The sequence below is a fragment of the Haloarchaeobius caseinilyticus genome, from assembly GCF_051207395.1.
GTDB lineage: Archaea > Halobacteriota > Halobacteria > Halobacteriales > Natrialbaceae > Haloarchaeobius.
Genome location: NZ_JBPJZC010000001.1, coordinates 1,552,011 through 1,574,559, shown reverse-complemented (window position 1 = coordinate 1,574,559; position 22,549 = coordinate 1,552,011). Strand labels below are relative to the sequence as shown.

Sequence of the window (22,549 nt, the reverse complement as noted above, 5' to 3'; positions counted from 1 at the left end):
CGTGGGCGGCGATAGGTCCGCCGACATAAAGAGGGACCCGGTCCTGTGTACGTCGCACGCCAGACCACCGGCCGGAGCGACCGGCCTTCGCTGGGACAGCGCGACCGACCTGCGGTGGGACAGCGTGACCAACCCGTGGTGGAACAGCGCGACCGACTCGAAGTGGGATAGACTGACAAACCGACGGCCATCGCCGTCGGTACAGAAGACACTTGTAACTTCGGTAGATATGTCAGATAGACGTGCTGCTACGCCCACTCGTGGCGTGGCTCGTCGTCGTCGCCTTGTGTACGCTCGTCGGCTACCCCCTCGCCGCGGTCGTCTTCCATCGCGCACCGGACCGTGGTGCTGCCCTCGCACTCCCCTGTTCGCTCGCCGTCGTGACGTTCGTCACGTATTGGGTCGGACAGGTCACCTTCGGGCTGTGGACGGCCGTCTTCGGTGTGGTCGTCCTCGCCGCACTGAGCGTCTTGGCGATGCGAGTCACGTCGCTGCCGCCCCGTCGTGTCGCCCTCGAACCAGCCGTGGTGTTCGCCATCGCCTTCGTCGCGATGCTCGTCGTTCGACTCGCCGACCCGGCGGTCATCCCACAAGGGGGCGAGAAGTTCCTCGACTACGGGCTACTCAAAGCGATTCCGCGGGCTGAGTACCTCCCTCCGGAAGACTTCTGGTTCGCCGGTGAGCGAGTGCGCTATTACTACGGTGCACACCTCGTCGCTGGCATTCTGTCGATGCTCTCCGGCGTCGAGGCGAAGTACGCCTACAACCTCGTCCTCCCGACGTTCTTCGCTTGCATCGCCACCGGAGCGTACGGACTGGGTGGCTGGCTCGGAACGATGCGCGGCCACTCTCGACGAGTCGCTGGCGTGCTCGCCGCGTTCGTCGTCGCGTTCGGGAACAACCTTGCGCCGATTCTGCGACTCCTCTTCGGGCTCCTTCCGGACTCGTTCGGTGTCGAGTACGGCCGGGCGGTCGTCGCCGGTATCCGGCAATCGTACCCCGCGGCGTACCACGACACCGTCGGGCTGGCGAACTGGTCCGACTGGCACACGCGCTACGTCCTCGACGGGACGCTCGTCGTCTCGCCGTCGTGGGAGTACGTGAACGGCGACCTGCACGCCCACGTCGTCGCGCCGGTGTTCACCCTGCTCGTGGTCGGCTGCTGTCTCGCCTGGTGGAGCGCGCCGGCAGACAGTCAGCGTCGCTGGCTCTCGCTGGCTCCCGTCGCACCGGTCGCCGGCATCCTCGCGCTGACCAACCTCTGGAGCGTGCCGACCGCGCTCGGCCTCGTCTTCCTCACCGTCGCGCTCTCGGGTGACCACCCGCTGGCGTCGCGCTCTGAATCGGGTCGACTCGGTTCGCTCGTGAGCGACAATCGCCTCGTCCGAGAGTCGTCCAGACTCGTCGTGGCTGGTGTCGTCGCTGGCGCAGTCGGGGTCGGTGCCGTGATTAGTGCCGCACCGTTCCTCCTCGACCACACACCCATCAGCCGCGGTGTCGGCTTCCTGCCGGACCGGAGCGCGCTCGTTCCCTTCGGCATCGCGTGGGGTGTCTTCCTCGTCCCGTTCCTCGGCGGATTGCTGCCGAGACTCGGGTCGTGGGCAGGGGCGAGTCGCACACGGACTGTGGCCGTCGCCAGTCTCGCCGCCGCCGCACTGGCGGGCCTGTTCGTCTCCTTCCCGGCACTCACGCTCGTCGGGCCACTCGTCCTCGCCGGTTGGGTCTGTTCGCGGGTCGACCACGACTACGCGAACGTCCTCGTCGTCGCGGGTGCGGGCCTGCTGCTCGTCATCGAACTCGCCTACGCACGGGTGTGGCCACTCGGCGCGAACCTACGCTGGAATACGGTGTACAAGGTCTCGCTGCAGGTGTGGGTGCTCTGGGGGCTCGCCGGCGGTGCCGTCTTCGCTGGCTGGGTCGGTCGTATACGAGCCGCCATCGCAACGGAGTCACCGACGCGACGACTACCGCTCAGAGAACCGACGACGGCCCTGCGCGCGGTGGTGCTCGTCGTCCTCCTCGTCTCCACCGCCGCCTTCCCGGTCCTCGTCGGGACACAGAACGTCCAGCCACGAATCGAGGGCGAGAGCCTCGACGACCAGACGCTCGACGCCACGAAATTCGTCGGCGTGTACCACTCGGACGAGGCGACCGCCATCGAGTGGCTGAACGACCGCGAGGGGACGCCGACGATTCTCACTGAAGGGAGCGGCGAGACCTACCAGTGGCAGTCCGCGCCGTCGGCCCTGACCGGCTTGCCGACGGTCGTCGGCTGGGAGCACGAAGCCGGCTATCGTGGTGTCGAGGCCTTCCGGCAGCGAATCGGCGACACCGCGACCATGTACGCCGGCGAGTGGTCCGAGTCGGCCCGGCTGCTGGCGAAGTACGACGTGCGCTACATCTACGTCGGGCCGCAGGAACGGAGCCGGTACGAACAGGCTGGCAGCGGTGACGACGTGGTCGGCCGGCACGCCTTCGCGCAAAAGCAGGGCATCTCGGTCGCCCACGAGAGTGGAGACGTAGTCATCTACGCCGTGGACGAGACGACGATGTGCGCCGCTGCGAACGTAACCTGTCCGCCCGAAAAAGGGGAGCGGTCTCAGGCGAGGTAGCCGCCCGTGCGGACGATGAAGTAGCCGAGGAACGCGACGGCCAGCACCCACTGGCCGGCGCTGACCTCGTCGTAGCGGCCCGCGGCCGTCTTCACGATGGGGTAGCTGAGGATACCCGCTGCGATACCGTACGCGATGGAGAAGGTGAACGGCATCACCATGATGGTGAGCCCGGCCGGCACCGCGTGGGTGAGGTCGTCCCACTCGATTTCGACGACGTTTCTGAGCATCAAGATGGCGACGACGACCAGCGCGAGGTGCGAGGCGTACTGCGGAATCGCCGCCGCGAGCGGCACGAACACGAGCGAGACGAGGAACAGGCCAGCGACGACGAGTGCCGTCATGCCCGTCCGACCGCCCTCTTCGACGCCCGTCGCGGACTCGATGTACGTCGTAACGGTCGACGTGCCGAGCATGCCACCAGCGGTGGTGCCGACCGCGTCGGCCATCAGCGGTTCGTCGATGTCCGGCAGGTTGCCGTCCTCGTCGAGGAAGTCACCAGCCTGCCCGACGCCGACGAGCGTGCCCGCGGTGTCGAAGAAGTCGACGAAGAAGAACGTGAAGACGACGAGTGCGAACGTGAACGCCTCGACGTTCTGGAACCCTTCGAGGAACGCGCCGGCGAGCGGCGTGATGTCGTACGTCGCCGCTGGAAGCGCTCCTGCGTTGAACGCCCCTTCGGTGATGAACTCTCCCGAGAGCGCGCCGGCTCCGTAGCCGAGGAACGAGAGCGCGAATCCGGCTATCGTGGTGAGACCGATGCCGGCGATGATGGCACCGCGCACGCCACGGGCGTAGAGGCCGAGCGTGAGGAACAGTCCGAGGAGAGAGACGATGGCGACTGGGCTCTGTGCGAGCGAGCCGAGCGTGATCATCGTCGCCTCGTCGGGCGCGACGACACCCATCGCCTGTAGCCCGATGATGCCGAGGAACAGGCCGATACCGGTCCCGACCGAGAACTTCACCGGCTCCGGAATGAGTCGGACGATGTACTCACGCGCGCCGATTGCCGTGAGGAAGATGAACAGGAGTCCCTCGACGAACACCGCGGCGAGTGCCGTCTGCCACGGTATCCCGAGGGTGATGACGACGGTGAACGCGAAGAACGCGTTCAGGCCGAGTCCCGGTGCTTGTGCGAACGGTCTGTTCGCGTAGAACGCCATGACGAGTGTCGCGGTGACGCTCGCGAGGATGGTCACAACGGCCAGCATCTGGATGACTTGCCCGGTGCTGTAGCCCGGAATGGTCACCGCGTTCGCCATGATGGCCGGATTGACGGCGACGATGTAGCTCATCGTCAGGAACGTCGTGATACCCGCGACGATTTCTGTTTTGAGGTCTGTCCCGTGCTCAGCGAAGCCGAAGTAGTCGGCGAACCAGCTCGAACCCCCTCCCGTGGATTCTGACTGCGTCGCCGTGCTCTCACTGGAACCCATGATACACGTATGGCCAACAACCAAATTGATGAATTAAAGGCTTGCGGAAGTTCAGCACCGTTGTATACATAATCGTGAATATTTTCGGTGTACTACGTGCGAGAATCTGGAGTCGACGATGGACCGGTGCCAGACCGACTCGACTCGAACCACTTCGACGCGCTCAGCCACCGTGACGACCGAGACAGGGACAAATTCGGGCGACGTATCACACCAACCGAACGATTCGGAAGGCTGGTTCAGCCGGAACAGGCCACATTCCGGGTCTGCACTGGCACACTGGACCGAAACCTCTCACACTGACACCACGACTCGACTTTTTATACCATCGGGCACAACTCCATGGCAATGGATGTCGCGGACCTGCCTCTCGCCGACCGATTCGTCGACCACTTCCACGCGGCGGGTATCGAGTCACTCTACCCGCCACAGGCTGCGGCCGTCGACGCGGGTGTCTGCGAGGGCGGCCGCGTCGTCGCCGCGGTCCCCACAGCCTCGGGAAAGACGTTCGTCGCGCAGTTGGCGATGCTCACGAGCGACGGCCCGGCGCTGTACGTCGTCCCCCTGCGGGCACTCGCGACCGAGAAGTACGACGAGTTTTGCGAACTGCCCGATATCTCGGTCGGCATCTCGACGGGCGACTTCGACGCGACAGACGAGGAACTGGCCGAACACGACATCGTCGTCGCCACGAGTGAGAAAGTCGACTCCGCGATTCGCAACGGTGCGGCGTGGGTCGAGGCCATCGACTGCGCCGTCGTCGACGAGATACACCTGCTCGACGCCGACGGGCGCGGGCCGACGCTCGAAGTCACGATTGCGAAGCTTCGGCGGCTCACGCCCGAAATCCAACTCGTCGGGCTCTCTGCGACGGTCGGCAACGCGGGTGAAATCGCAGACTGGCTGGACGCCGAACTCGTCCACTCAGACTGGCGGCCGGTCGACCTCCGGACGGGCGTGTTCGCCGACGACGTACTCGCATTCGACGACGGGGAATCGCGCGACGTAGACACCGGCGGCGACCAGCCAGCCATCGCGCTCGCTCGGGAGGCCATCGAAGACGGCGGGCAATGTCTCGTGTTCGTCTCCTCGCGCAAGGCCGCGCAAGCACTCGCCGCGGAGTTCGTCGACGAGTGGTTCGACTCGGCACCGGAAGTCGCCGAAGAGTTGCGGGTCAGCGCGGCCACGGACACCGGGATGGAACTCGCGCGGTGTGCCGCGAACGCCGTCGCGTTCCACCACGCCGGTCTCTCCGCCGACCATCGTCGACTGGTCGAAGACGCGTTTCGCAATCGCGACCTGAAGGTCATCTGCGCGACGCCGACGCTCGCCGCAGGTGTGAACGTCCCCGCCAGGCGGGTCGTCGTCCGCGACCACGAACGCTACGACGGGAGCGGAATGGAACCCCTGCCCGTGCTCGAAGTCCACCAGATGTTCGGGCGGGCCGGGCGACCCCACCTCGACCCCTACGGCGAGGCGATGCTCGTCGCGGGTGCAGGCGAAGCCGACACTGTGCGAGACCGCTACATCGGCGCAGACCCAGAGCGCGTCACGTCGAAACTCGACAGCGAGCGCGCCCTGCGAACTCACGTCCTCTCCTCGGTCGCCTCGGGGTTCGCCAGTTCCCGAACCGAGGTCCTCGACCTGCTCGACGAGACGTTCTACGGCCACCAGCAGACCGGCCGGGCGCTCGATTCGGTCGTCGACGATGTGCTCGACTACCTCGAAGCGGCCGGGATGCTGAACCGGCGCGACGGTCTCGACGCGACGAAACTCGGCGAACTCGTTTCGCGGGTGTACGTCGACCCCGTGACGGGCGCATCCGTCATCGACGCCATCGAGCGCGCCAGCGACCTGCCCAGAATCACGTCACTCACCGTCCTCGAACTCGTCTGCGACACGACCGATATGCCCGAACTCTACACCAGAAACGAGGAAGCTGGTCGCCTCACGGACGCTGCGATGCGCCGCGAGAACGAACTCGCCAAGTCCGTCATGGACTTCGACGGGGACTTCCAGTCGTGGCTGGACGTGTTCAAGACGGCGCACATGCTCGATGCGTGGGCAAAGGGCGACGAGGCCGACGCAGTTGCGGAACGGTATGGCGTCGGGCCGGGCGACGTTCGCCGGATTGCGGAGCGTGGGGCGTGGTTGCTCGCGGCGACCGAGTCGCTTGCGCAGTACATCGAAGATGACGGCAAGGATGTTTCTCGGGTTGCGAAGGTGATTCGGGAGACGCGAGAGCAGTTGGTCGAGCGGGATTTGTGAGGATGCAGAGGTAGTGTTTTTCGTCACCTCATCTCTGCTGAGTTTGGTTGCGAGGTCGGAAGAAGACCGATAGACAGAGCCTGCATCTCCCAGGCTCACCACGTTTTGGCTGTCAAGGTCGTGGTCTCACAGGAGATACAGTAAGAGAAGGGCCGCTCCAGCAACGCTGAGGAGCGCCACTGTCACCTTGAGGATGCTAGACCCAATCAGGGCAGCCAACGTATCCGTCTCTCCACCCATCTCGTTGCTCCCATCGCCACCGCCGATTTGATACCCAAGTGACTGGAGTTTCGATTCCGTGGAATCGGTGGAGTCGTCGCTCCACCTGTCTCGTACGACTCCGTCTTCCGTCCGCCCCTCCGTTACGAGGTCCGATCCGTCGCCACCACCGCCATCTCCGTCCATGTCTTCTTGTATTATCTTTTCTATGATAAGTATATGGACCAGAGCAGCGCTGGTCGAGTGGGATTTGTGACGGGTGTTCACACGGGCGGAAAACGCTTTTTCCCACGTTTGGGTAATGCTCGAACATGATAGACGCGACTGAGGAGCCAGCGGAACGGACGAGGGTCCTGAACGGCGTCGCGGTTCCGGGAACAGAATTCGACGACGAATCGGACGACTTTCCAGACCACGAAGGAACCGTGGTCTCAGCACTCCGGCGACGGGTCAGACGCGGTGATTCGGTCGTGGTCGTCGGTGGTGGATGGGGGACCACGACCGTCGTCGCAGCCCGGATGACCCACTTCGAGGGCGACGTGACGGTGTACGAACCCAGTGCGAAGATGCGATACCTGCTGGAACGAACCGTCGCGGTGAATCGCGTGGCGGAACTGGTGAGTATCGAATCCGCCGCGGTCGGTCCAGTCTCGGAGTCGAGTGAGCGTATCTTCGGTTCACCAGACGGGCAGTCAGTCGCTCCCTCCGAGATTCCGCCGTGTGACGTGCTCGACCTCGACTGCGAAGGAGCGGAACTGCCGATTCTCGAAGCAATCGAGTTCGAGCCACGCCTCCTCACGGTCGAGGCACACCCACACCTCGGCTGTTCTCGTGATACCGTCGAAGACCAACTGGCGGCGATGGGGTACGAAATAGTCGACTCGGCCCCGATTCGACCCGGCAACGACATCACGAACTACGTCGCAGTGAAGCAGTAAGCCGGACCCGGTTGTCAGGGCTCGACTTCGACCAATGCCCCGACCGGCGCGTCGGTCAACTCCGCCGCCCGCTCGGTCCCGTCTTCGCCGACGGCGATGAGCGCGAACACGCCCGCCACGTCTGCACCCGCTTCGTCGGCGATGTCCAGCAGGAGTTCCTGCGTCTCACCCGAGCGAATCAGGTCGTCGACGACCAGCACTGACGACCCCGCATCGAGCGACGACTCGGGCAGGTAGTAGGTCAGTTCGATACCCGAGGCGAGTCGCTGACGGGCTTCGATGAACTCCTCGACAGCGGTCTCCTTCGACTTCTTCGCGTAGATACAGTCCGCGCCGAAGTAGCTCGCCATCGACGCCGCGAGGGTGATACCGTCGGTGGCTGCCGTCAGTACGGCGTCGGGCCGGTCGAACGCGAACGCGTCCGCCGCGACCGGTGCGACGAGGTCCAGAAACGCCTGGTCGAACACGGCCGCACTGTTGTCTACGTAGCCCTCGTCGTCGACCCGAATGCGCGCGCCGAGTTCCTCGGCCAGTTCGTCGCGGCCGACGCCTTCGACGACCGCTCTGGCACGGTCTGCACTCGGGAGGACGTGCCCGTTCACGTAGCGGTTCAGGTCGCCAGCGGGTAGCCCCGTCAGTGCGGCCAGTTCGTCGTAGGTGCGCGTCTCCTTCAACATCTGGAGGACGTCGACGGCACGGAGCTGGAGCGCCGCCTTCTCTGCGCGGTTCATGGCCACCCTACACGGTTGCACAAGTATGAATACGTCGAATCTCTGTGGGATGTAGCTATCCACAGGGGTGGATACCTCTGGGCAAGGGTGAGTAACAAAAAAGTCGGCAAAAACCGCCGAAGACCAGCCTCAGTCGAGGAAGTCGGGTTCGACGCGCTTCTCGCCGTACTCGCTCTGGAGGTGGGCGAGGAACTCCTCGCGCGGCACGTCGTACTCCTGGCGCTCCTGTCGGTCGCGCACGGAGATGGTGCCGTCTTCCTCCTCGTTGTCGCCGACAATGATCATGTACGGGACGCGGTCGTTGTGCGCACCACGAATCTTGCGCTCGATGGTCGCGTCGCGGTCGATGACCTCGGTGCGGAACTCGCCGAACTCCTCGGCGACTTCGTAGGCGTAGTCGAGGTTGTCGTCCGAGATGGGCAGGATGCGGACCTGCTCGGGGGCGAGCCAGAACGGGAACTTGCCCGCGAAGTGCTCGATGAGCACCATGAAGAAGCGCTCGTAGGAGCCGTACAGCGCGCGGTGAATCATGACCGGGCGCTCGTGCTCGTTCTCCTGACTGACGTAGGAGAGGTCGAAACGCTCGGGCATGTTGAAGTCGAGTTGGACCGTCGGGCCGTCCCACTTACGCCCGAGGGCGTCGGTGAACGCGAAGTCGATTTTCGGCCCGTAGAACGCGCCGTCGCCCTCTTCGAGCTTGTAGTCCATGTCGCGCTTTTCGAGGACGGCGGTGAGCTGTTCTTCCGCCTGCTCCCAGATTTCGTCGCTGCCGACGGACTTCTCGGGGCGGGTCGCCAGCGCGACTTCGAACTCCAGCCCGAAGGTGTCGAGAATCTGCATGATGATGTCCATGATGGTCTCGACTTCGACCTCGATCTGGTCGGGCCGGGCGAACAGGTGGCCGTCGTCGATGGTGAACGCCCACACCCGAGACAGGCCGGAGAGTTCACCGCGCTGTTCCTTGCGGTAGACCTTCCCGTTCTCGGCGTAGCGGATGGGCAGTTCGCGGTAGCTCCACGAGTGGTCGTGGTAGATGGCCGCGTGGCCCGGGCAGTTCATCGGCTTCAGGCCGTACTCGTCGTCGCCCACGTCGAACAGGAACATGTCGTCGTGGTAGTTCTCGTAGTGGCCCGACTGCTTCCAGAGGTCCGTCTTGAACACGTGGGGCGTCTCGACGTACTCGTAGCCCGCGTCGAGGTTCATCTCCTCGATGAAGCGTTCGAGTTCCCGCAGGACGGTCTTTCCGTTCGGGTGATACAGCGGAAGCCCGGGGCCGGTCACGTCCTGAATCGAGAACAGGTCCATCTCGCCGCCGATTTTGCGGTGGTCACGTCGCTCGGCCTCCTCCTTTCGGTCGAGGAACTGTTCGAGATGGGACTCCTTGGCGAAGGCGGTCCCGTAGATACGCGTCTGCATCTCGTTCTCCTCGTCGCCGCGCCAGTACGCGCCGGCGATTTCGAGCAGGTCGAACGCGCCGATGTCGCCGGTCGAGCCGACGTGCGGGCCGGCACAGAGGTCAGAGAAGTCACCCTGACTGTAGAAGGTGACGGCCTCGCCCGCTTCTTCGAGTTCGTCGAGGAGTTCGAGTTTGTACGGCTCGTCGGCGAGTCGCTCACGTGCCTCGGCGTAGCTGACTTCCTCGCGCTCGATGTCGAGGTCGGCGTCGATGATGTCACGCATCTCGTCTTCGAGCGTGGCGAGGTCGGACGAATCGACATCGAGGTCGCCGAAGTCGTAGTAGAACCCCTCCTCCGTCGGCGGCCCGATGGCGAGCTTCGCGTCGGGGTAGTGCCGGAGCACGGCCTGTGCGAGGATGTGCGACGCCGAGTGGCGCATGACGTCCAGATATTCGTCGGACTGGTCAGTGACGATCTCGATGGCTGCGCCATCGTGGACCGGTGCCTCCTTGGCGACGAGGTCGCCGTCTATCTTGCCGGCGACCGTGTCCTTGCCGAGACCGGGGCCGATTTCGTACGCGACGTCTTCGACACTCGCCCCTTTCGGGACTGCGAGTTCCGAACCGTCTGGCAGCACTACCGCTATCTGTTGTTCTGATTGAGACATGGGTGGTGACGTTCCTCGAGCTGGTCGGTGTCTGCCAACGCGAGAATCGGTAGGTGAAGTGATGATTTAGCGGGTCGTAACCCGACCTGTAAAGCAGACACCTACCATCGTACTATCTCATATCCGGCTTACCGGGAAAAGGGTTGCGCTTCGCGCGACCGTATTACCGCGTCAATGGTTGACACAGTATCTCCTGCGCCCGTTCTGCTTGCTTGCTTGCGTTTTCAGGTAGCCGATGGTGCTGGCTGCTGGTGGCGGCGACTCTCGGTTCGTCGTCCCGTGGTCGCCGACTACTCGGCGTCGGCCAGCAGTTCGCTCGCGGTCACGAGGGCTTCCATCTCGACACCAGCGTCGGCGAGGTTTTCGCGGCCACCTTCCTCGCGGTCGACGACGATGAGCGCGCGGTTGACCTCTGCGCCAGCGTCACGGAGTGCTTCCACGGCGTCGACGCAGGACTGCCCAGTCGTGGCGATGTCCTCGACGACGATGACCTCCTCACCTTCCTCCAATCGCCCTTCGACGAGGTTGGCCGTTCCGTACTCCTTCTGCTTCTTCCGGGCGATGACGTAGGGTCGCTTCGCCTTCAGTGCCGTCGCGGCGACGAGCGGAACACCGCCCAGTGCGACGCCGGCCAGCTTCGCGTCGGAGTCTGCGACGCGCTCGGCGAACGCCTCGGCGATGAGTTCGAGACAGGTCGGGTCCGTCTCGAACAGATACTTGTCGACGTAGTACTCGCTCGTGCCGCCGTGGCTCAGTTCGAACTCGCCGAACTGGACCGCGTCGGCCGCCTTCAGGGCCGCGATGAGTTCCTCGGTCGCCATTGCTCACAGCAGGGTGACGACCGGGCATAAACGCGGTGGATTCGTGTCTACAGAAACAGGGCCGACGATGTCTTCACAGACACTCTGGCGCGCGCTGGCGAGTGTGGCCGAGCGAATGCGAGGCCCACGAGTTGTAGTCGCGCGAGGGATGACGAGCGAGCGGAGCGAGTGAGGAATCGGATGGGGAGGATGTGGCGAGGGGCGGGAGGGGCTGTGCGGTCGTGTTCCGCCGGCAGTCGTGACCTGTTGTGCGAAACAGAGACCGGTACCGACGACGAAAGCACACAGCGGTCACGTTCCGCCGGCAGTCGGGAACGACTAGCTGAACCAGCAGACCCGAACGACAGAGAAAGACGAAACGATGGTACGGTTCACACGGGAAAGAACAAACTCGCTCTCAGTCGATGATCACCACGGCTCTTCTTTCAGCCGCAGCGCGTACGCGATGCCGTTCGTGCCCAAGTGCAACAACGGCGTCATCACGACGACGGTGGCGATGACCGGCCACGTGAACACCTCGCCGAACCACGCCGGGTCCACGAGTGCAGTCAGCACGAGCGCGACGACGACGAAATCCAGTTGGTCGAGGAGTGGGAACGACGCGCCGCGTTCGCGACCGGTGCGACGTTTGACGAACGAGGCGAGGATGTCGCCGAGCATCGCACCGAACGCCAGGGCGATGGCCACCGGGATGGGGAACGTCGGGAGCGACACGCCGATTGCCTCACCGATTGGTTCGGCGACTGCCGACAGCCCCAGTGCGAGGAGGACGCCGGTCAGCGTCCCGCCCGCGGTCCCACGCCACGTCTTGCCGTCGCCGAGTAGCCGCCGCCCGTTCCACGTCCGGCCGCCGTCGATGGGCGCACCGCCACCGAAGAGGACGGCCGCGTTGTTCGGGACGTATGCGGGGAGCATCGCCCAGAACGCGGTCACGACCGTCGCCACGAGGTCCATACGCAGTCGAAAAAGTCCGGGGCTCTTAACGCCCGGTGATTCACCGCGGGGACGCGAAGCCCGCGACCCAGACCATCAACCCTCTTATATCGCCGGTTCGCAGGCTATCACATGATTCCCCCCATCGCCTCGAAGTTCGTCGCTGGCGAGTCGCCAGCGGAGGCAATCGACCACGCGCGACGGCTCAACGCCGACGGCGTGAACGTCATCCTCAACCTGCTCGGTGAACACTACGAGACGCGCGAGGAGGCGTCCGAAGACGCCGAGGAGTACGTCCAACTGGTCGAGGACATCGGCCAGAGCGACATCGACGCCTGCATTTCGGTCAAGCCCTCGCAAATCGGGCTGGACGCCGGAGAAGACGTGTTCGACGACCTGCTCGGCGACATCGTCGAGCGCGCGAATGAACACGGTACCTTCGTCTGGATAGACATGGAGGACCGCCACACGACCGACGCGACGCTCGACGCGTTCGAGAAGTACACCACGCAGACCGACGGCAACGTCGGTATCTGCGTGCAGGCGAACCTCCATCGGACCGAAGACGACATCGAGCGTCTCGCCGACCTGCCGGGGAAGGTCCGACTGGTCAAAGGCGCGTACGACGAGCCGAAGGAAGTCGCCTACAAGGAGAAGTCCCGCGTCGACGAGCAGTACGAGAAACTCCTCGAATACATGTTCGAGCACTTCGACGACGGCGTCGCGGTCGGCAGCCACGACCCGGAGATGATAGACTTCGCCGCGCGCCTGCACGAGGAGTACAGCACGCCCTACGAGGTACAGATGCTCATGGGCGTGCGCGAGGACGCCCAGGTCGACCTCGCTGCAGCGGGCGTCGAAGTGTGGCAGTACGCCCCCTACGGCGGGAAGTGGTTCCAGTACTTCTACCGCCGAGTCCGCGAGCGAAAGGAGAACCTGACGTTCGCGGTTCGGGCCGTCCTCGGGCGGTAATCACAGACGCATAGGAACAGAACCATAACCCCCCGGACAGATACCACGCTCATATATGTCCTCGTGGAAGCGGGACTTCGCCTCGGGTCTCATCGTCGTCTTGCCCATCCTCGTCACGCTGTTCGTCATCGCGTGGTTGTACACGCGTATCGCAGCCGTGACGCCGGAGAGAGTCATCGACGTGCAACTGCTGATGACGTTTGGGCTGGCCCAGCAGACCGCCGAATTCCTCGTCCAGCCACTGCGCGTGATGGCGGTCCTCGCCGTCTTCGTCGTCCTCGTCTTCTCCGTTGGCTACCTCATGCGGACTGCCGTCGGTGGCATGTTCGAAGGCATCATCGACGACGTGGCCAACCGCGTCCCAGGTCTGCGCGTCGTCTACAACGCGTCGAAGATGGCGGCCGAAACCGCCCTCGGCGGCACTGACGCCCTCCAGACACCGGTGAAAGTTACGACGTGGGACGGCATGCGCATGACCGCGTTCAAGACCGGCAAGACGACCGAAGACGGCCGCGAAGTCATTTTCCTCCCGACTGCACCGAACATCACTACCGGATTCGTCATCGAAGTCTCCCCCGACGAAATCACCGAAACCGACGAGAAGGTCGAAGACGCCCTCACCCGGATTCTCTCTGCCGGGTTCGGCGACGCCGACCGGATGGGTGGACAGGTCGGTATCGAGGAACTGGCCGGTGGCAGTAGCGACGACGACGAGTAGTCTACCCTCTCACGGTACCGAACGATTCTGGCTGTTGCTGCCAGACGACACGCACCCAAAGAGCCACACTCCTGTAGTCACATCGTCACAGCATGACAGAAAACGAACACACACCGAACGCGGTCGTCGACCGGCAACTGGCCGCGTACAACGACGGCGACATCGACGGGTTTCTCGACACCTTCGCGGAAGACGCTGTCGCCGCAAACCTCGACGACGGCGCGGTACAAGCTGCGGGACACGCCGAGTTACGTGAGGTGTACGGCTACCTGTTCGAGAACGCGCCCGACCTGCACTGCGAGGTTGAATCGAGCATCGCACTCGGCGAATACGTCGTTCATCAAGAACACGTGACCGGGCTGAAAGAACCGATGGACGCACTCGCCGTGTATCAGGTCACAGACGGGCTGATTCGGCGGCTCTGGCTCGGCGAAGCGTAGGAAGCGGGCTTACGCTTCGACGTCGACGTAGTCGAACCACTCGTCGTGGTCGTCCGTGCGGCGGTGGACCACGTCGAAGAAGCGCTGCTGGAGTTCTTCGGTGACCGGGCCGCGGGTGCCCGAGCCGATTTCGATGTTGTCGACCTGCCGGATGGGCGTGACTTCCGCGGCGGAGCCGGTGAAGAACAGCTCGTCGGCGGTGTGGAGTTCGCCGCGCGAGATGGTCGCGCCGTCGTGGACCTCGTAGCCGGCCTCCTCGGCGAGCGTGATGAGCGTGTTACGCGTGATGCCGTCGAGGATGCTCTCGGCCAGTCCGGGCGTGAAGATTTCGCCGTCGCGGACGAGGAAGATGTTCTCGCCGGGACCCTCGGCGACGTTGCCCTCCTTGTTGAGGACGATGGCCTCGCGGAAGCCGTTGCGGCGGGCTTCCTCACCGGCGAGCAGGCTGTTGACGTACAGACCGGTCGTCTTCGCGTTCGTCGGAATCTGGCTGGAGGAGTGCTTGCGCCACGAGGACACCTTCACCTTGATGCCGTTCTCCAGTGCGTCCTCGCCGAGGTAGGCACCCCACGGCCAGACGGCGATCATCGTTCGGGTCGGGCACTCACCAGGCGAGACGCCGAGGCTCTTGTAGCCGTAGTAGGCGAGCGGTCGGATGTAGCACGAGCGGAGGTTCTGGTCGGCGATGAGCGTCTTCGTCGCCTCGGTCAGTTCCTCGGGTTCGTGCTGAATCTCCATGTCGTACGGCTTGCAGGAGGCGTACAGGCGGTCGAGGTGCTCTTCCCAGCGGAACAGTGCCGGGCCTTCCTCGGTGTCGTAACAGCGTGCGCCCTCGAAGACGCCAGTCCCGTAGTGCATCCCGTGCGAGAGCACGTGAATCTGCGCGTCGTCCCAGTCAACGAACTCCCCGTCCATCCAGATTGTGTCGAGTGCGTCGTTCTCCTCGCGCATCTCGTCGAACGTAGCCATAGTCTTGAATGCAGACGAGACGGCAATAAAGATACCGCGATACTTGCCGCGGCACGAATCGCCCGATGGCGACAGCACTCACCAGTTACTGTTCCCGGGCTAACGGTTCAAGTACGATGGCGCGGCCAGCGTCGCCGTGCAATAACACTCGCCACGCGAGGGTCAGCGGGTGTGCGGCGACCCCTCGCGTGTTCCGTGCCACGTCGCCTGTTCGCCCCCCATTTCGGGTCCAGCAGAGCCGACACTACTCCTCGGCTTCGTCGGCCAGATAATCGTCCTGTACGGCGACGACCTCGGTCGAGTCGGCACACTCGGCGTAGCGCCGCAGTGGTTCGTCGTTCAGTTCGAGGAACGTCTCGCCCCAGTTGAACTTGGCCAGAATCTCTTCGGCGTGCTCTCGGTCCCCGAGGATGCAGAGCGCCGCGGCCAGCGCCTCGACCGTCGTCAGCTTGAACGGCCGGCCGAAGTTCACCGGATTCGCTGCGACGAGGAACGGGAGCGCACGGTGTTCACCGCGCATCTCGAACATGGCTGCCTCGGCGGTCTCCCACGAGCAGTCGAGCGCGACGACGTTCGTCACGTCCGCGTCGGCCGGCGAGAGCGCCTGCTCGGCGTGCGGATTGAGCACGACCCCGTACGGCGTCGCCCGGTTCGAGCGGTGCAACTCGGCGAGGTCGAACCGCGCGAGCTTGCGCGCCGTACACTTCTTCGGGTCGTCGTCGCCCTCGTAGCGGACGTGCAGGTTCACAGGAGAGCGTATCCAGTCGAGGGAGAAAAACGGCTCGGGCTGGCGAGCGGCGGCACTGTTCCGTGCCTGCTCACCTGACCTGCTGGCGGAGGTCGTGGAGGTCGACCAGCACCTCGTCGCGTTCGTGGATGGTGTCGATGTGGTCGTCGCGGTCGCCGACGGTCTGGTCGTCGAGCTCGGCGAATACTGCGCCAAAGAACGCTTCCAATGCCTCGCGGAGTTCCTCGTAGGTCGTCTCGACCTGGTGAAGTTGGAAGTCGACGACGATTCCGCTCCCGAGGTCGGTCACTTCGTAGCCGAGAAATCGTGGGTGCTGGGCGCGCTCCAGATGTGCGAGGTCGTACAAGCGGAGCAGCGAGTGTAGCGAGCCGTAGGTCTGAAAGCGCTGGTCGGTGCCGGTGACGACGCCGAATTGGACGTGGTCTGACGGCCCGGTCACGGCCGCTTCCCAGCCGCCGTAGACGCCGACGAGTTCGAACCGGAGCATGTCCGGGCAGACGGAGGCGGGGAACAAAAGCGTCGCGTCAGTCGTCGCCGCACTCACTGTCTGGCGATGGCCGCCGCCAGCATGAGTGACGGCACCAGCGAGAACAGGACGAACCAGCCGAGGAACACGAGGACGAGCAGGTTCAGAAAGCCGATGGTGGCGAAGGCGACGACTTTCTGGCCGAGCGACATCATGGCCGAGACTTGTCGAGTGCCTCGGAAAAACGTTCGCCTCCGTCAGTCCTCGTGGATGGACTCGCCGCGGAGCAGGCGCGACGCGATAGTGTACGTCTGCTCGGCCTCGCGCCGGGTCGGGAAGTGCGCCACCATGTAGCGAGCGACGGCGACCATCGCGACTCGGCCGCGGTTCTCGTCGTCTGCGAGGTCGAACTGGCGGAACCCGGCTTCGACGGCCTGCAGCGTGTGGAAGTTCGCGTCTTCGCGAAGCAGGCAGTGGCCGAGCCGTCGCTTCAGGTCGGACGGGTCGCCACCCGCGTCGAAGAACTCACCGACGAGTTTCCCGGCCGTGTTCACCTCGCCTTCCGTGTCGAACGTCGCCGCGAGGTCGTCGAGAATCTCGCCGGGGTCGCGGTCGCTCTCGCCGGGTTGCGGGATGTCTGCGGGTGGCGTGTTGAGGAACCGGTCGAGGTAGACGTTCGTCGCCGCGTCGAAGACGCCCCGGTACAGTTCGGTCGCGTCGATGCGCCGGGTCGCCTGGTGAACCGCGTTCGAGTATGTGAACGTGTGGTGCACCGTGTTCCAGTCCGAGAACTCGTTGCTCGTGCCGAAGCGGGCGACTCGGGTGACCGCGGCGTGGGTCACGCTGTGGGCCAGTTGCTCGGTCGTCGCGCCCGCGGTGATGGCCTCCGTAAGTGCATCGACGATTGCTTGCGGGTCGTCGCCGAGCAGGGTGTCTTGGAAGTCGTCGGGTTCGGTCCACGACTTTCCGTCGCCAGCGGCGACGAACTCGTCCAGTTCGTCGAACGCCTCGTCGAGCATCGTCGCCAAATCGACCGGTTGTCGCCACGAGGAGCGCTCTTCGCTGCGTTCTGCCTGCGTCAGCGCGTCGACCAGACTCGCCAGCGTGTCGTCCGCGGCGTCCCAGCCGACCGTGTCCAGCGTCTCGACGGCCTTGTTCACGAAGTCGAGCGTGTGGCCGGTGTCGAGGTAGCGGTGGTCGGTCGCCGCGGCGAACAGCATCTGCTCGACCTGTTCGCGGTCACAGGTCGCCACGGCAGTCCGGAGGACGCGCTCGGCCCCGTCAGAGTCGCGGACTTCGACGTTGTCGCGGAACCACGATTCGAGGCGCTCGGGCGAGACATCGCTGGTCGAAAACGAGGGCTGTTCGAAGTTCGGGGCTTCGCCCGAGCAGTCCATCGCGACGTGTCGGAGACCGGTGTACAGCGCGCGCTTTCGGTCCTGCTCGTCGAGGGTGGGCAAGAGGTTCCCCATCGCCGCGAGGATGGTCAGGCCACTGCCCCACCCCATCGTGCGGAACCGCGTGCCGAATTCCACACCCTGTGCGATGGGGTCAGTCGGGTCGACGCCTTCGTCCAGCAGGCCGATGGTCGCCTTCGCCACGACCAGCCGCAGGTTCTCCTCCAGACCGGTTTCGAGCCGGTTCGCCCAGTGCGCTGCCGGTGGTTCGTCCGGCTCGGGATGCGGGTCGACGTACACCTGTCCGTCGCGGATTTCGACCGGGTAGGTCAGCACGTCGTCGGCCCACGGGTCGAACGTATCGCCACAGGAGAGCTCGAAGCGCGCGTGATGCCAGTGACAGGTGAGCACGCCATCGTCGACGGTGCCTTCGGTCAAGGGAAAGCCCATGTGGGGACAGCGGTTGTCCACGGCGCGAACCTCGCCCTCGTGGTAGAAGAGGGCGATTGCGCGGCCGGCTTCGTTGACTAACTTTCGGCCCTCGGTCTGGAGGTCGTCGAGGGACGCGATGGGGACGTACGTATCGTCACTCGTTGCCATACATCGAGGTTGGGCCGGTTCGGGGTTAACGGTTCCCTGAAATGAGTTACTGTACGCTGGTTGAGGGAAACTTGCGTCGACGTGGAGTGGGGCTTTCACGAGCAAACGTCATCCAAACGACCGGCATGGTGCGCGCTGGTTCGCGTGTCGGAGACCGCGAACTGGTATCGCGCGAGGTCGTCGTGAGCCTGCGAACGACGGCAAGTGAGCGCTTGCTCTCACCCGGGATGAGGACCGCAGGCCGGAGGCCGAGGACCGGAGTCGGTTGGGGAGGGTGTGGCGGCGGTCATGTACCGTCGTGATTCGTGAACTGCTTGTTGAACGGGAACGGGACGATGGCAGGTCCGAGATTCGCGACCTGTTCACCGAGCAGAACCACCGAAGCGACAGCACAGAGACTACCGACTCTCGTTCCGGCAACGAGTGAAAACGGCGACCAGAGCTAAGTTCACTGACACAGAACCGACGGCCATGCTTTCGGTTGGCTCAGAAGCCCCCGACTTCTCCCTGCCCGGCGTCGAGCGCGGCTCGCTGGACGAGTTCTCGCTGACAGAGGCGTTGCGCGAGGACGTCGTCGTGCTCGTGTTCTACCCCGCCGACTTCAGTCCGACTTGCACCGCCGAACTGTGTACGATGCAGGACATCGACCTGCTCAACCTCGATACGGACCTCACGCTGTTCGGCATCTCCGGCGATACGGCGTACAGCCACCGCGAGTTCGCCGACGCGAACGACATCACCTACCCGCTGCTGGCGGATTCAGTCGGCGAGGTCGCCGCGGAGTACGGCGTCTGCATGGCCGACTGGCGCGGCCACCGCAACATCCCTCAGCGGTCCGTGTTCGTCGTCGACGACCGACAGCGCGTCCGCTACGCGTGGACGACCGAGGACCAGACCGTGGTGCCGGACCTCGGCGAGATTCGCGCCGCGGTCGACGACGTGCGCGACGACCGGACCGCAATCCAGCGGTACGCCCGGGCCTACGAACACCACCGCGGCGGCCGCGAGCGATTCGAGACGGCGTGGTCGCTCTACGAGGAAGAAGCGTGGGAAGGTGCCGAGGACGGCTTCGACGAAGCCGTCGCGTACTTCGACGCGGCGGCGGAGAGCTTCCGCTCCGCGAAGCGGTTCTCGGAGTCGGACGAGGTCGAAGCGGCCGCCGAGGCCGGACGCGACCGGAGCGACGACTACCGACGTGCGGCGAAGTGGTACGCGACCTCGGCCGAACACTTCGCGGCGGACGAACGAGAACTCGGCGTCGAGTACCGCGGCGACGCCGAGGCTCCGCACGAATCCGCTGGGACAGGTGCGGCACTGCGGAAGCCGAGCAGTCTGTTTCCGAACACCTCGTTCGAGTAGCGGGCGGCCACGACGCGGATAGCCCGACCGTTCTTTGCGCGCGCCACCGAAGCGGGGGTATGGACCTCGCCGAGCCAGTCGCCACGTACTACCGCGCCCTCGACGAGCACGACTACGACGCCCTCCGCGACGTGCTCACGTCCGAGTTCACCCAGCAGCGACCGGACCGGGCCTTCGACGACCGCGAGTCGTTCGTCGCGTTCATGCGCGACGACCGCCCAAATCGGGAGACGAATCACGAACTCGACGCCGTCTTCGACGGTGAGAACGGTCCCGCGGTCAGGGGTCGCGTCGTCGAGGGTGACGAGGTGCTCGTCCGCTTCGTCGACGTGTTCGAACTCGATGGCGAGCGAATCCACTCGCTGCAGACGTACACGCGATAGCGACGGCAGAAAGGGAGACTCGCTATTGGTCGTCGTGTTCGCGTTCCTGCACCTCTCGGGCGTCGGTCGCGTCCGGCGCACGCTCGTCGCTGTAGGGGTGGTCGGACCCGTTCTCTGGCACGGATTCCTCGTTCTCCCCGAACAACGCGCTGCGGCCGATGACCGCCGCGACGAAGACGACGGCGGCCGAGAAGCCGAACACGACGAGGATGACGAGGACTTCTACCGCACCGATTTGCAAGACGGGTGCCCACATTGTCGGTTCGTGATTCGGCGCCTACCGGGATAAGCATCGGCATCGTGTGGGTCGCGCCAGGGTTCCAGTCTGCTGTCGACGGTAAAAATCGTCGTCGACCTAAATTTCATGGTCTCTGAAATATTACTGCGCTCCTGTTCTCCATCGTGTATGGAACACGGGGACTCCCATACGCTCCTGCTCGGCGGCATCTTCTCACTGGTGGCGGTGCTCGGACTGGGCCATCTGGTCGTCACCGGGCAGGAGAGCGAGACGATCTCCCGGGAGGCGGCACTGCTCCACGGTGGGGTCGGGATACTCTTTCTCTCGAGTTATTACTCGCTGACGGTGAGTGACCTACTGGACTCGGTCTTCAGTACGCGCCCGGTCCAGTTGCTAGCGTTGCTGTTCGGACTCGGGCTCACCTATCTCGGTGCAAGGCTGGCGATACCACTCTTTACGGGCACCCTGTCCACTGCCGAATCGATGGCGCTCGTCTACGTGGTCTTCCTGTTCGGTGGTGGTGGACTCTCCATCGTCGTCGGAGTCGCGTGGAACTATCTACCTGGCCGGTAACTACGACGGACCTTCAAGAATGTCTTCCGCGCGAACGGGACGAAGTCGTGCGATTTAGAGTCGACGCGGGTCTGCCTACTCGCCCTTGCCGAGCGCGCTCTCACCGACTTTCTCGTGGCCTTCGATGACTTCCTGTCCACCCATGTACGGGCGCAGGGCTTCGGGCACGTCGACGGTGCCGTCCTCGTTCTGGTAGTACTCCAGAATCGCGACCATCACGCGGCCGACGGCGGTGCCGGAGGCGTTGAGCGTGTGGAGGTACTCCGCGCTCTCGTGGTGTTCCGGCCGGTAGCGAATACCCGCGCGGCGGGCCTGGAAGTCCTCGAAGTTCGAGGCACTGGACACTTCGAGCCAACGGCCGCCGAGGCCTTCGGGGGCGTCCTCGCTCTCGGTGCCGGGGGCCCACACTTCGAGGTCGTACGTCTTCGCGGAGGCGAAGGTGAGGTCGCCCGTACAGAGCGTCAGCACGCGGTAGGGAAGGCCGAGGCGTTCGAGCACGACGGTGGCTTCGGTCGTGAGTTCCTCCAGTCGGTCGTAGCTCTCGTCGGGTTCGACGAAGTTGACCAGTTCGACCTTGTTGAACTGGTGGACGCGGACGATGCCGCGGGTCTCGGTCCCGTGTTCACCGGCCTCGCGCCGGAAGTTCGGGGTGTACGCCTGATGCTTCAGCGGGAGGTCCTCGCGCAGGAGGATGTCGTCGCGGTACATGTTCGTGACTGGCACCTCTGCGGTGGGGCAGAGCCAGAGGTCGTCGCCCTCGATGCCGTACATGTCCTCTTCGAACTTGGGCAACTGGCTCGTCCCGGTCATCGACTCGGAGTTGACCGGCACCGGCGGGAACACGTCGACGTAGTCCTGCTCGCGGTGGACGTCCAGCATGAACTGGATGAGCGCGTGTTCCAGTCGCGCGCCGTCGCCCTTGAGGAAGTAAAAGCCCGCGCCGCTGACCTTCGCGCCGCGTGCCTCGTCGATGATGTCTAAGTCTTCACCGATGTCGTAGTGCGGTGTGACCTCGTCGGGCAGGTCGCGCAGGTCGTCGAAGCCCCAGCGGCGCTCCTCGACGTTGTCTGCCTCGTCGTCGCCGACGGGCACGTCTTCGTGCGGAATCTGGGGCAGTTCGAGCAGGCGCAGGTCGAGTTCTTCGTCGAGTTCGTCGGTGCGGTCCTCGATGTCCTCCAGCTTTGCTTTGAGTTCGCCGGACCTGTCGATGGCCTCCTGCGCTTCCTCCTCCTTGCCCTCCTGTTTGAGCTGGCCGATTTTGGAGCTGACCTCGTTGCGTTCGTGACGCAGGTCGTCACCCTCGGCTTTGAGTTCGCGCCACTCCTCGTCCATGGCGAGAATTTCGTCGAGGTCCACGTCGTAGCCTCGCTGGTCGAGGCTCTGGCGAACCACGTCGGGATTCTCCCGGATGTACCGGCGGTTAAGCATTTGCCGAATCGTTCACGAGGCCGGCGGAAAACCGTATCGGAACCGTGGTCTCGCGTGGCAAAGCGACTGTGCGTTTGAAGTAGCGTTTACGTCTGATGTAACCTATTGTGGGTTCGGCTGTGCTGTCGGTCGTCGTTTCGTGAGTCGTCGATTGTGGTGTTCGTGCTCGTCGTTTCTGGTCTCGTGTTCGACGAGCAGTTCCCGACTGCTGGCGGAACATGACCGCACCACCCCTC

The 22,549-nt window shown here is 64.4% G+C and carries 22 protein-coding genes; 9 read left to right on the top strand and 13 right to left on the bottom strand.

Translation table 11 applies throughout. From position 1 onward, the window contains the following. Positions 1 to 242: 242 nt before the first annotated feature. Complete coding sequence (locus ACSC1P_RS08280) at positions 243 to 2,612, top strand: DUF2298 domain-containing protein (protein ID WP_435359669.1); 2,370 nt, start codon at positions 243 to 245, stop codon at positions 2,610 to 2,612. Here the strand turns inward: ACSC1P_RS08280 and ACSC1P_RS08275 are convergent. Further along, complete coding sequence (locus ACSC1P_RS08275; protein ID WP_435359668.1) at positions 2,600 to 4,048, bottom strand: NCS2 family permease; 1,449 nt, start codon at positions 4,046 to 4,048, stop codon at positions 2,600 to 2,602. The two genes, ACSC1P_RS08280 and ACSC1P_RS08275, sit on opposite strands and share 13 nt — an antisense overlap. A 348-nt stretch (positions 4,049 to 4,396) precedes the next feature. On the opposite strand from ACSC1P_RS08275, the gene ACSC1P_RS08270 reads away from it, so the two are divergent. After that, complete coding sequence (locus tag ACSC1P_RS08270; protein WP_435359667.1) at positions 4,397 to 6,316, top strand: DEAD/DEAH box helicase; 1,920 nt, start codon at positions 4,397 to 4,399, stop codon at positions 6,314 to 6,316. A 126-nt stretch (positions 6,317 to 6,442) separates the two neighbouring features. On the opposite strand, the gene ACSC1P_RS08265 is transcribed toward ACSC1P_RS08270, so the two are convergent. Beyond that, the gene (locus ACSC1P_RS08265; RefSeq protein ID WP_435359666.1) at positions 6,443 to 6,721 is read right to left on the bottom strand and encodes a hypothetical protein; all 279 of its coding nucleotides are present in this window, start codon (positions 6,719 to 6,721) and stop codon (positions 6,443 to 6,445) included. 125 nt (positions 6,722 to 6,846) lie between these two features. On the opposite strand from ACSC1P_RS08265, the gene ACSC1P_RS08260 reads away from it, so the two are divergent. Then, on the top strand, positions 6,847 to 7,473 hold the full coding sequence (locus ACSC1P_RS08260) for a hypothetical protein (protein ID WP_435359665.1): 627 nt from the start codon (positions 6,847 to 6,849) through the stop codon (positions 7,471 to 7,473). Positions 7,474 to 7,487: 14 nt separating this feature from the next. Here ACSC1P_RS08260 and ACSC1P_RS08255 read toward each other — a convergent pair whose 3' ends face one another. The 4 genes from ACSC1P_RS08255 to ACSC1P_RS08240 all read right to left on the bottom strand — a co-directional run bounded on the left by ACSC1P_RS08255 (position 7,488) and on the right by ACSC1P_RS08240 (position 12,043). Then, entirely contained in the window at positions 7,488 to 8,204 is a 717-nt protein-coding gene (locus tag ACSC1P_RS08255; protein ID WP_435359664.1) for a phosphoribosyltransferase family protein, read from the bottom strand. Between the two features lie 129 nt (positions 8,205 to 8,333). Further along, positions 8,334 to 10,268, bottom strand: a complete 1,935-nt coding sequence (gene thrS / locus ACSC1P_RS08250) for a threonine--tRNA ligase (protein ID WP_435359663.1) — start codon at positions 10,266 to 10,268, stop codon at positions 8,334 to 8,336. 290 nt (positions 10,269 to 10,558) lie between these two features. Then, positions 10,559 to 11,089, bottom strand: a complete 531-nt coding sequence (gene pyrE / locus ACSC1P_RS08245; RefSeq protein ID WP_435359662.1) for an orotate phosphoribosyltransferase — start codon at positions 11,087 to 11,089, stop codon at positions 10,559 to 10,561. A 408-nt stretch (positions 11,090 to 11,497) separates the two neighbouring features. Beyond that, on the bottom strand, positions 11,498 to 12,043 hold the full coding sequence (locus ACSC1P_RS08240; RefSeq protein ID WP_435359661.1) for a CDP-2,3-bis-(O-geranylgeranyl)-sn-glycerol synthase: 546 nt from the start codon (positions 12,041 to 12,043) through the stop codon (positions 11,498 to 11,500). Positions 12,044 to 12,154: 111 nt separating this feature from the next. Between ACSC1P_RS08240 and ACSC1P_RS08235 the strand changes: the two genes are divergently transcribed. From ACSC1P_RS08235 to ACSC1P_RS08225, 3 genes are all read left to right on the top strand, one after another. Continuing rightward, entirely contained in the window at positions 12,155 to 12,994 is an 840-nt protein-coding gene (locus ACSC1P_RS08235; protein ID WP_435359660.1) for a proline dehydrogenase family protein, read from the top strand. Positions 12,995 to 13,049: 55 nt separating this feature from the next. Beyond that, positions 13,050 to 13,712, top strand: a complete 663-nt coding sequence (locus ACSC1P_RS08230; protein WP_435359659.1) for a DUF502 domain-containing protein — start codon at positions 13,050 to 13,052, stop codon at positions 13,710 to 13,712. Between the two features lie 92 nt (positions 13,713 to 13,804). Continuing rightward, a complete protein-coding gene (locus ACSC1P_RS08225; RefSeq protein ID WP_435359658.1) occupies positions 13,805 to 14,152 on the top strand; it encodes a nuclear transport factor 2 family protein in 348 nt (115 codons plus the stop codon). Positions 14,153 to 14,161: 9 nt separating this feature from the next. Here the strand turns inward: ACSC1P_RS08225 and ACSC1P_RS08220 are convergent, their stop codons facing one another. From ACSC1P_RS08220 to ACSC1P_RS08200, 5 genes are all read right to left on the bottom strand, one after another. Further along, positions 14,162 to 15,121 carry a branched-chain amino acid transaminase gene (locus ACSC1P_RS08220; RefSeq protein WP_435359657.1) on the bottom strand — a complete coding sequence of 320 codons (960 nt, stop codon included), beginning with the start codon at positions 15,119 to 15,121 and terminating at the stop codon, positions 14,162 to 14,164. A 244-nt stretch (positions 15,122 to 15,365) separates the two neighbouring features. Continuing rightward, positions 15,366 to 15,869 carry a DUF367 family protein gene (locus ACSC1P_RS08215; RefSeq protein ID WP_435359656.1) on the bottom strand — a complete coding sequence of 168 codons (504 nt, stop codon included), beginning with the start codon at positions 15,867 to 15,869 and terminating at the stop codon, positions 15,366 to 15,368. Between the two features lie 70 nt (positions 15,870 to 15,939). After that, on the bottom strand, positions 15,940 to 16,356 hold the full coding sequence (locus ACSC1P_RS08210) for a hypothetical protein (protein ID WP_435359655.1): 417 nt from the start codon (positions 16,354 to 16,356) through the stop codon (positions 15,940 to 15,942). 53 nt (positions 16,357 to 16,409) lie between these two features. After that, the gene (locus ACSC1P_RS08205; RefSeq protein WP_435359654.1) at positions 16,410 to 16,550 is read right to left on the bottom strand and encodes a hypothetical protein; all 141 of its coding nucleotides are present in this window, start codon (positions 16,548 to 16,550) and stop codon (positions 16,410 to 16,412) included. 42 nt (positions 16,551 to 16,592) lie between these two features. Further along, positions 16,593 to 18,332, bottom strand: coding sequence for a Rieske (2Fe-2S) protein (locus ACSC1P_RS08200; RefSeq protein ID WP_435359653.1), 1,740 nt, complete (start codon positions 18,330 to 18,332; stop codon positions 16,593 to 16,595). Positions 18,333 to 18,803: 471 nt separating this feature from the next. Between ACSC1P_RS08200 and ACSC1P_RS08195 the strand changes: the two genes are divergently transcribed. Next, positions 18,804 to 19,691: a redoxin domain-containing protein gene (locus tag ACSC1P_RS08195; protein ID WP_435359652.1), complete on the top strand. Its 888-nt coding sequence runs from the start codon at positions 18,804 to 18,806 to the stop codon at positions 19,689 to 19,691. A gap of 59 nt (positions 19,692 to 19,750) precedes the next feature. Beyond that, positions 19,751 to 20,074: a nuclear transport factor 2 family protein gene (locus ACSC1P_RS08190; RefSeq protein WP_435359651.1), complete on the top strand. Its 324-nt coding sequence runs from the start codon at positions 19,751 to 19,753 to the stop codon at positions 20,072 to 20,074. A gap of 22 nt (positions 20,075 to 20,096) precedes the next feature. Here ACSC1P_RS08190 and ACSC1P_RS08185 read toward each other — a convergent pair whose 3' ends face one another. Further along, positions 20,097 to 20,330 carry a hypothetical protein gene (locus tag ACSC1P_RS08185; RefSeq protein ID WP_435359650.1) on the bottom strand — a complete coding sequence of 78 codons (234 nt, stop codon included), beginning with the start codon at positions 20,328 to 20,330 and terminating at the stop codon, positions 20,097 to 20,099. 150 nt (positions 20,331 to 20,480) lie between these two features. Here ACSC1P_RS08185 and ACSC1P_RS08180 point away from each other — a divergent pair, with 150 nt between their 5' ends. Further along, positions 20,481 to 20,885, top strand: coding sequence for a hypothetical protein (locus ACSC1P_RS08180; protein WP_435359649.1), 405 nt, complete (start codon positions 20,481 to 20,483; stop codon positions 20,883 to 20,885). A 75-nt stretch (positions 20,886 to 20,960) separates the two neighbouring features. Here the strand turns inward: ACSC1P_RS08180 and serS are convergent, their stop codons facing one another. Then, positions 20,961 to 22,313 (bottom strand): serine--tRNA ligase, encoded by a 1,353-nt coding sequence (gene serS, locus ACSC1P_RS08175; protein ID WP_435359648.1) that lies wholly within the window; start codon positions 22,311 to 22,313, stop codon positions 20,961 to 20,963. Positions 22,314 to 22,549: the final 236 nt, after the last annotated feature.

Bases quoted from the DNA above. Each gene is read 5' to 3' on its own strand.
- ACSC1P_RS08275 (WP_435359668.1), bottom strand. From the start codon at position 4,048: ATGGGTTCCAGTGAGAGCACGGCGACGCAGTCAGAATCCACGGGAGGG.
- ACSC1P_RS08270 (WP_435359667.1), top strand. From the start codon at position 4,397: ATGGATGTCGCGGACCTGCCTCTCGCCGACCGATTCGTCGACCACTTC.
- ACSC1P_RS08265 (WP_435359666.1), bottom strand. From the start codon at position 6,721: ATGGACGGAGATGGCGGTGGTGGCGACGGATCGGACCTCGTAACGGAG.
- ACSC1P_RS08260 (WP_435359665.1), top strand. From the start codon at position 6,847: ATGATAGACGCGACTGAGGAGCCAGCGGAACGGACGAGGGTCCTGAAC.
- ACSC1P_RS08255 (WP_435359664.1), bottom strand. From the start codon at position 8,204: ATGAACCGCGCAGAGAAGGCGGCGCTCCAGCTCCGTGCCGTCGACGTC.
- thrS (WP_435359663.1), bottom strand. From the start codon at position 10,268: ATGTCTCAATCAGAACAACAGATAGCGGTAGTGCTGCCAGACGGTTCG.
- pyrE (WP_435359662.1), bottom strand. From the start codon at position 11,089: ATGGCGACCGAGGAACTCATCGCGGCCCTGAAGGCGGCCGACGCGGTC.
- ACSC1P_RS08240 (WP_435359661.1), bottom strand. From the start codon at position 12,043: ATGGACCTCGTGGCGACGGTCGTGACCGCGTTCTGGGCGATGCTCCCC.
- ACSC1P_RS08235 (WP_435359660.1), top strand. From the start codon at position 12,155: ATGATTCCCCCCATCGCCTCGAAGTTCGTCGCTGGCGAGTCGCCAGCG.
- ACSC1P_RS08230 (WP_435359659.1), top strand. From the start codon at position 13,050: ATGTCCTCGTGGAAGCGGGACTTCGCCTCGGGTCTCATCGTCGTCTTG.
- ACSC1P_RS08225 (WP_435359658.1), top strand. From the start codon at position 13,805: ATGACAGAAAACGAACACACACCGAACGCGGTCGTCGACCGGCAACTG.
- ACSC1P_RS08220 (WP_435359657.1), bottom strand. From the start codon at position 15,121: ATGGCTACGTTCGACGAGATGCGCGAGGAGAACGACGCACTCGACACA.
- ACSC1P_RS08210 (WP_435359655.1), bottom strand. From the start codon at position 16,356: ATGCTCCGGTTCGAACTCGTCGGCGTCTACGGCGGCTGGGAAGCGGCC.
- ACSC1P_RS08205 (WP_435359654.1), bottom strand. From the start codon at position 16,550: ATGATGTCGCTCGGCCAGAAAGTCGTCGCCTTCGCCACCATCGGCTTT.
- ACSC1P_RS08200 (WP_435359653.1), bottom strand. From the start codon at position 18,332: ATGGCAACGAGTGACGATACGTACGTCCCCATCGCGTCCCTCGACGAC.
- ACSC1P_RS08195 (WP_435359652.1), top strand. From the start codon at position 18,804: ATGCTTTCGGTTGGCTCAGAAGCCCCCGACTTCTCCCTGCCCGGCGTC.
- ACSC1P_RS08190 (WP_435359651.1), top strand. From the start codon at position 19,751: ATGGACCTCGCCGAGCCAGTCGCCACGTACTACCGCGCCCTCGACGAG.
- ACSC1P_RS08185 (WP_435359650.1), bottom strand. From the start codon at position 20,330: ATGTGGGCACCCGTCTTGCAAATCGGTGCGGTAGAAGTCCTCGTCATC.
- ACSC1P_RS08180 (WP_435359649.1), top strand. From the start codon at position 20,481: ATGGAACACGGGGACTCCCATACGCTCCTGCTCGGCGGCATCTTCTCA.
- serS (WP_435359648.1), bottom strand. From the start codon at position 22,313: ATGCTTAACCGCCGGTACATCCGGGAGAATCCCGACGTGGTTCGCCAG.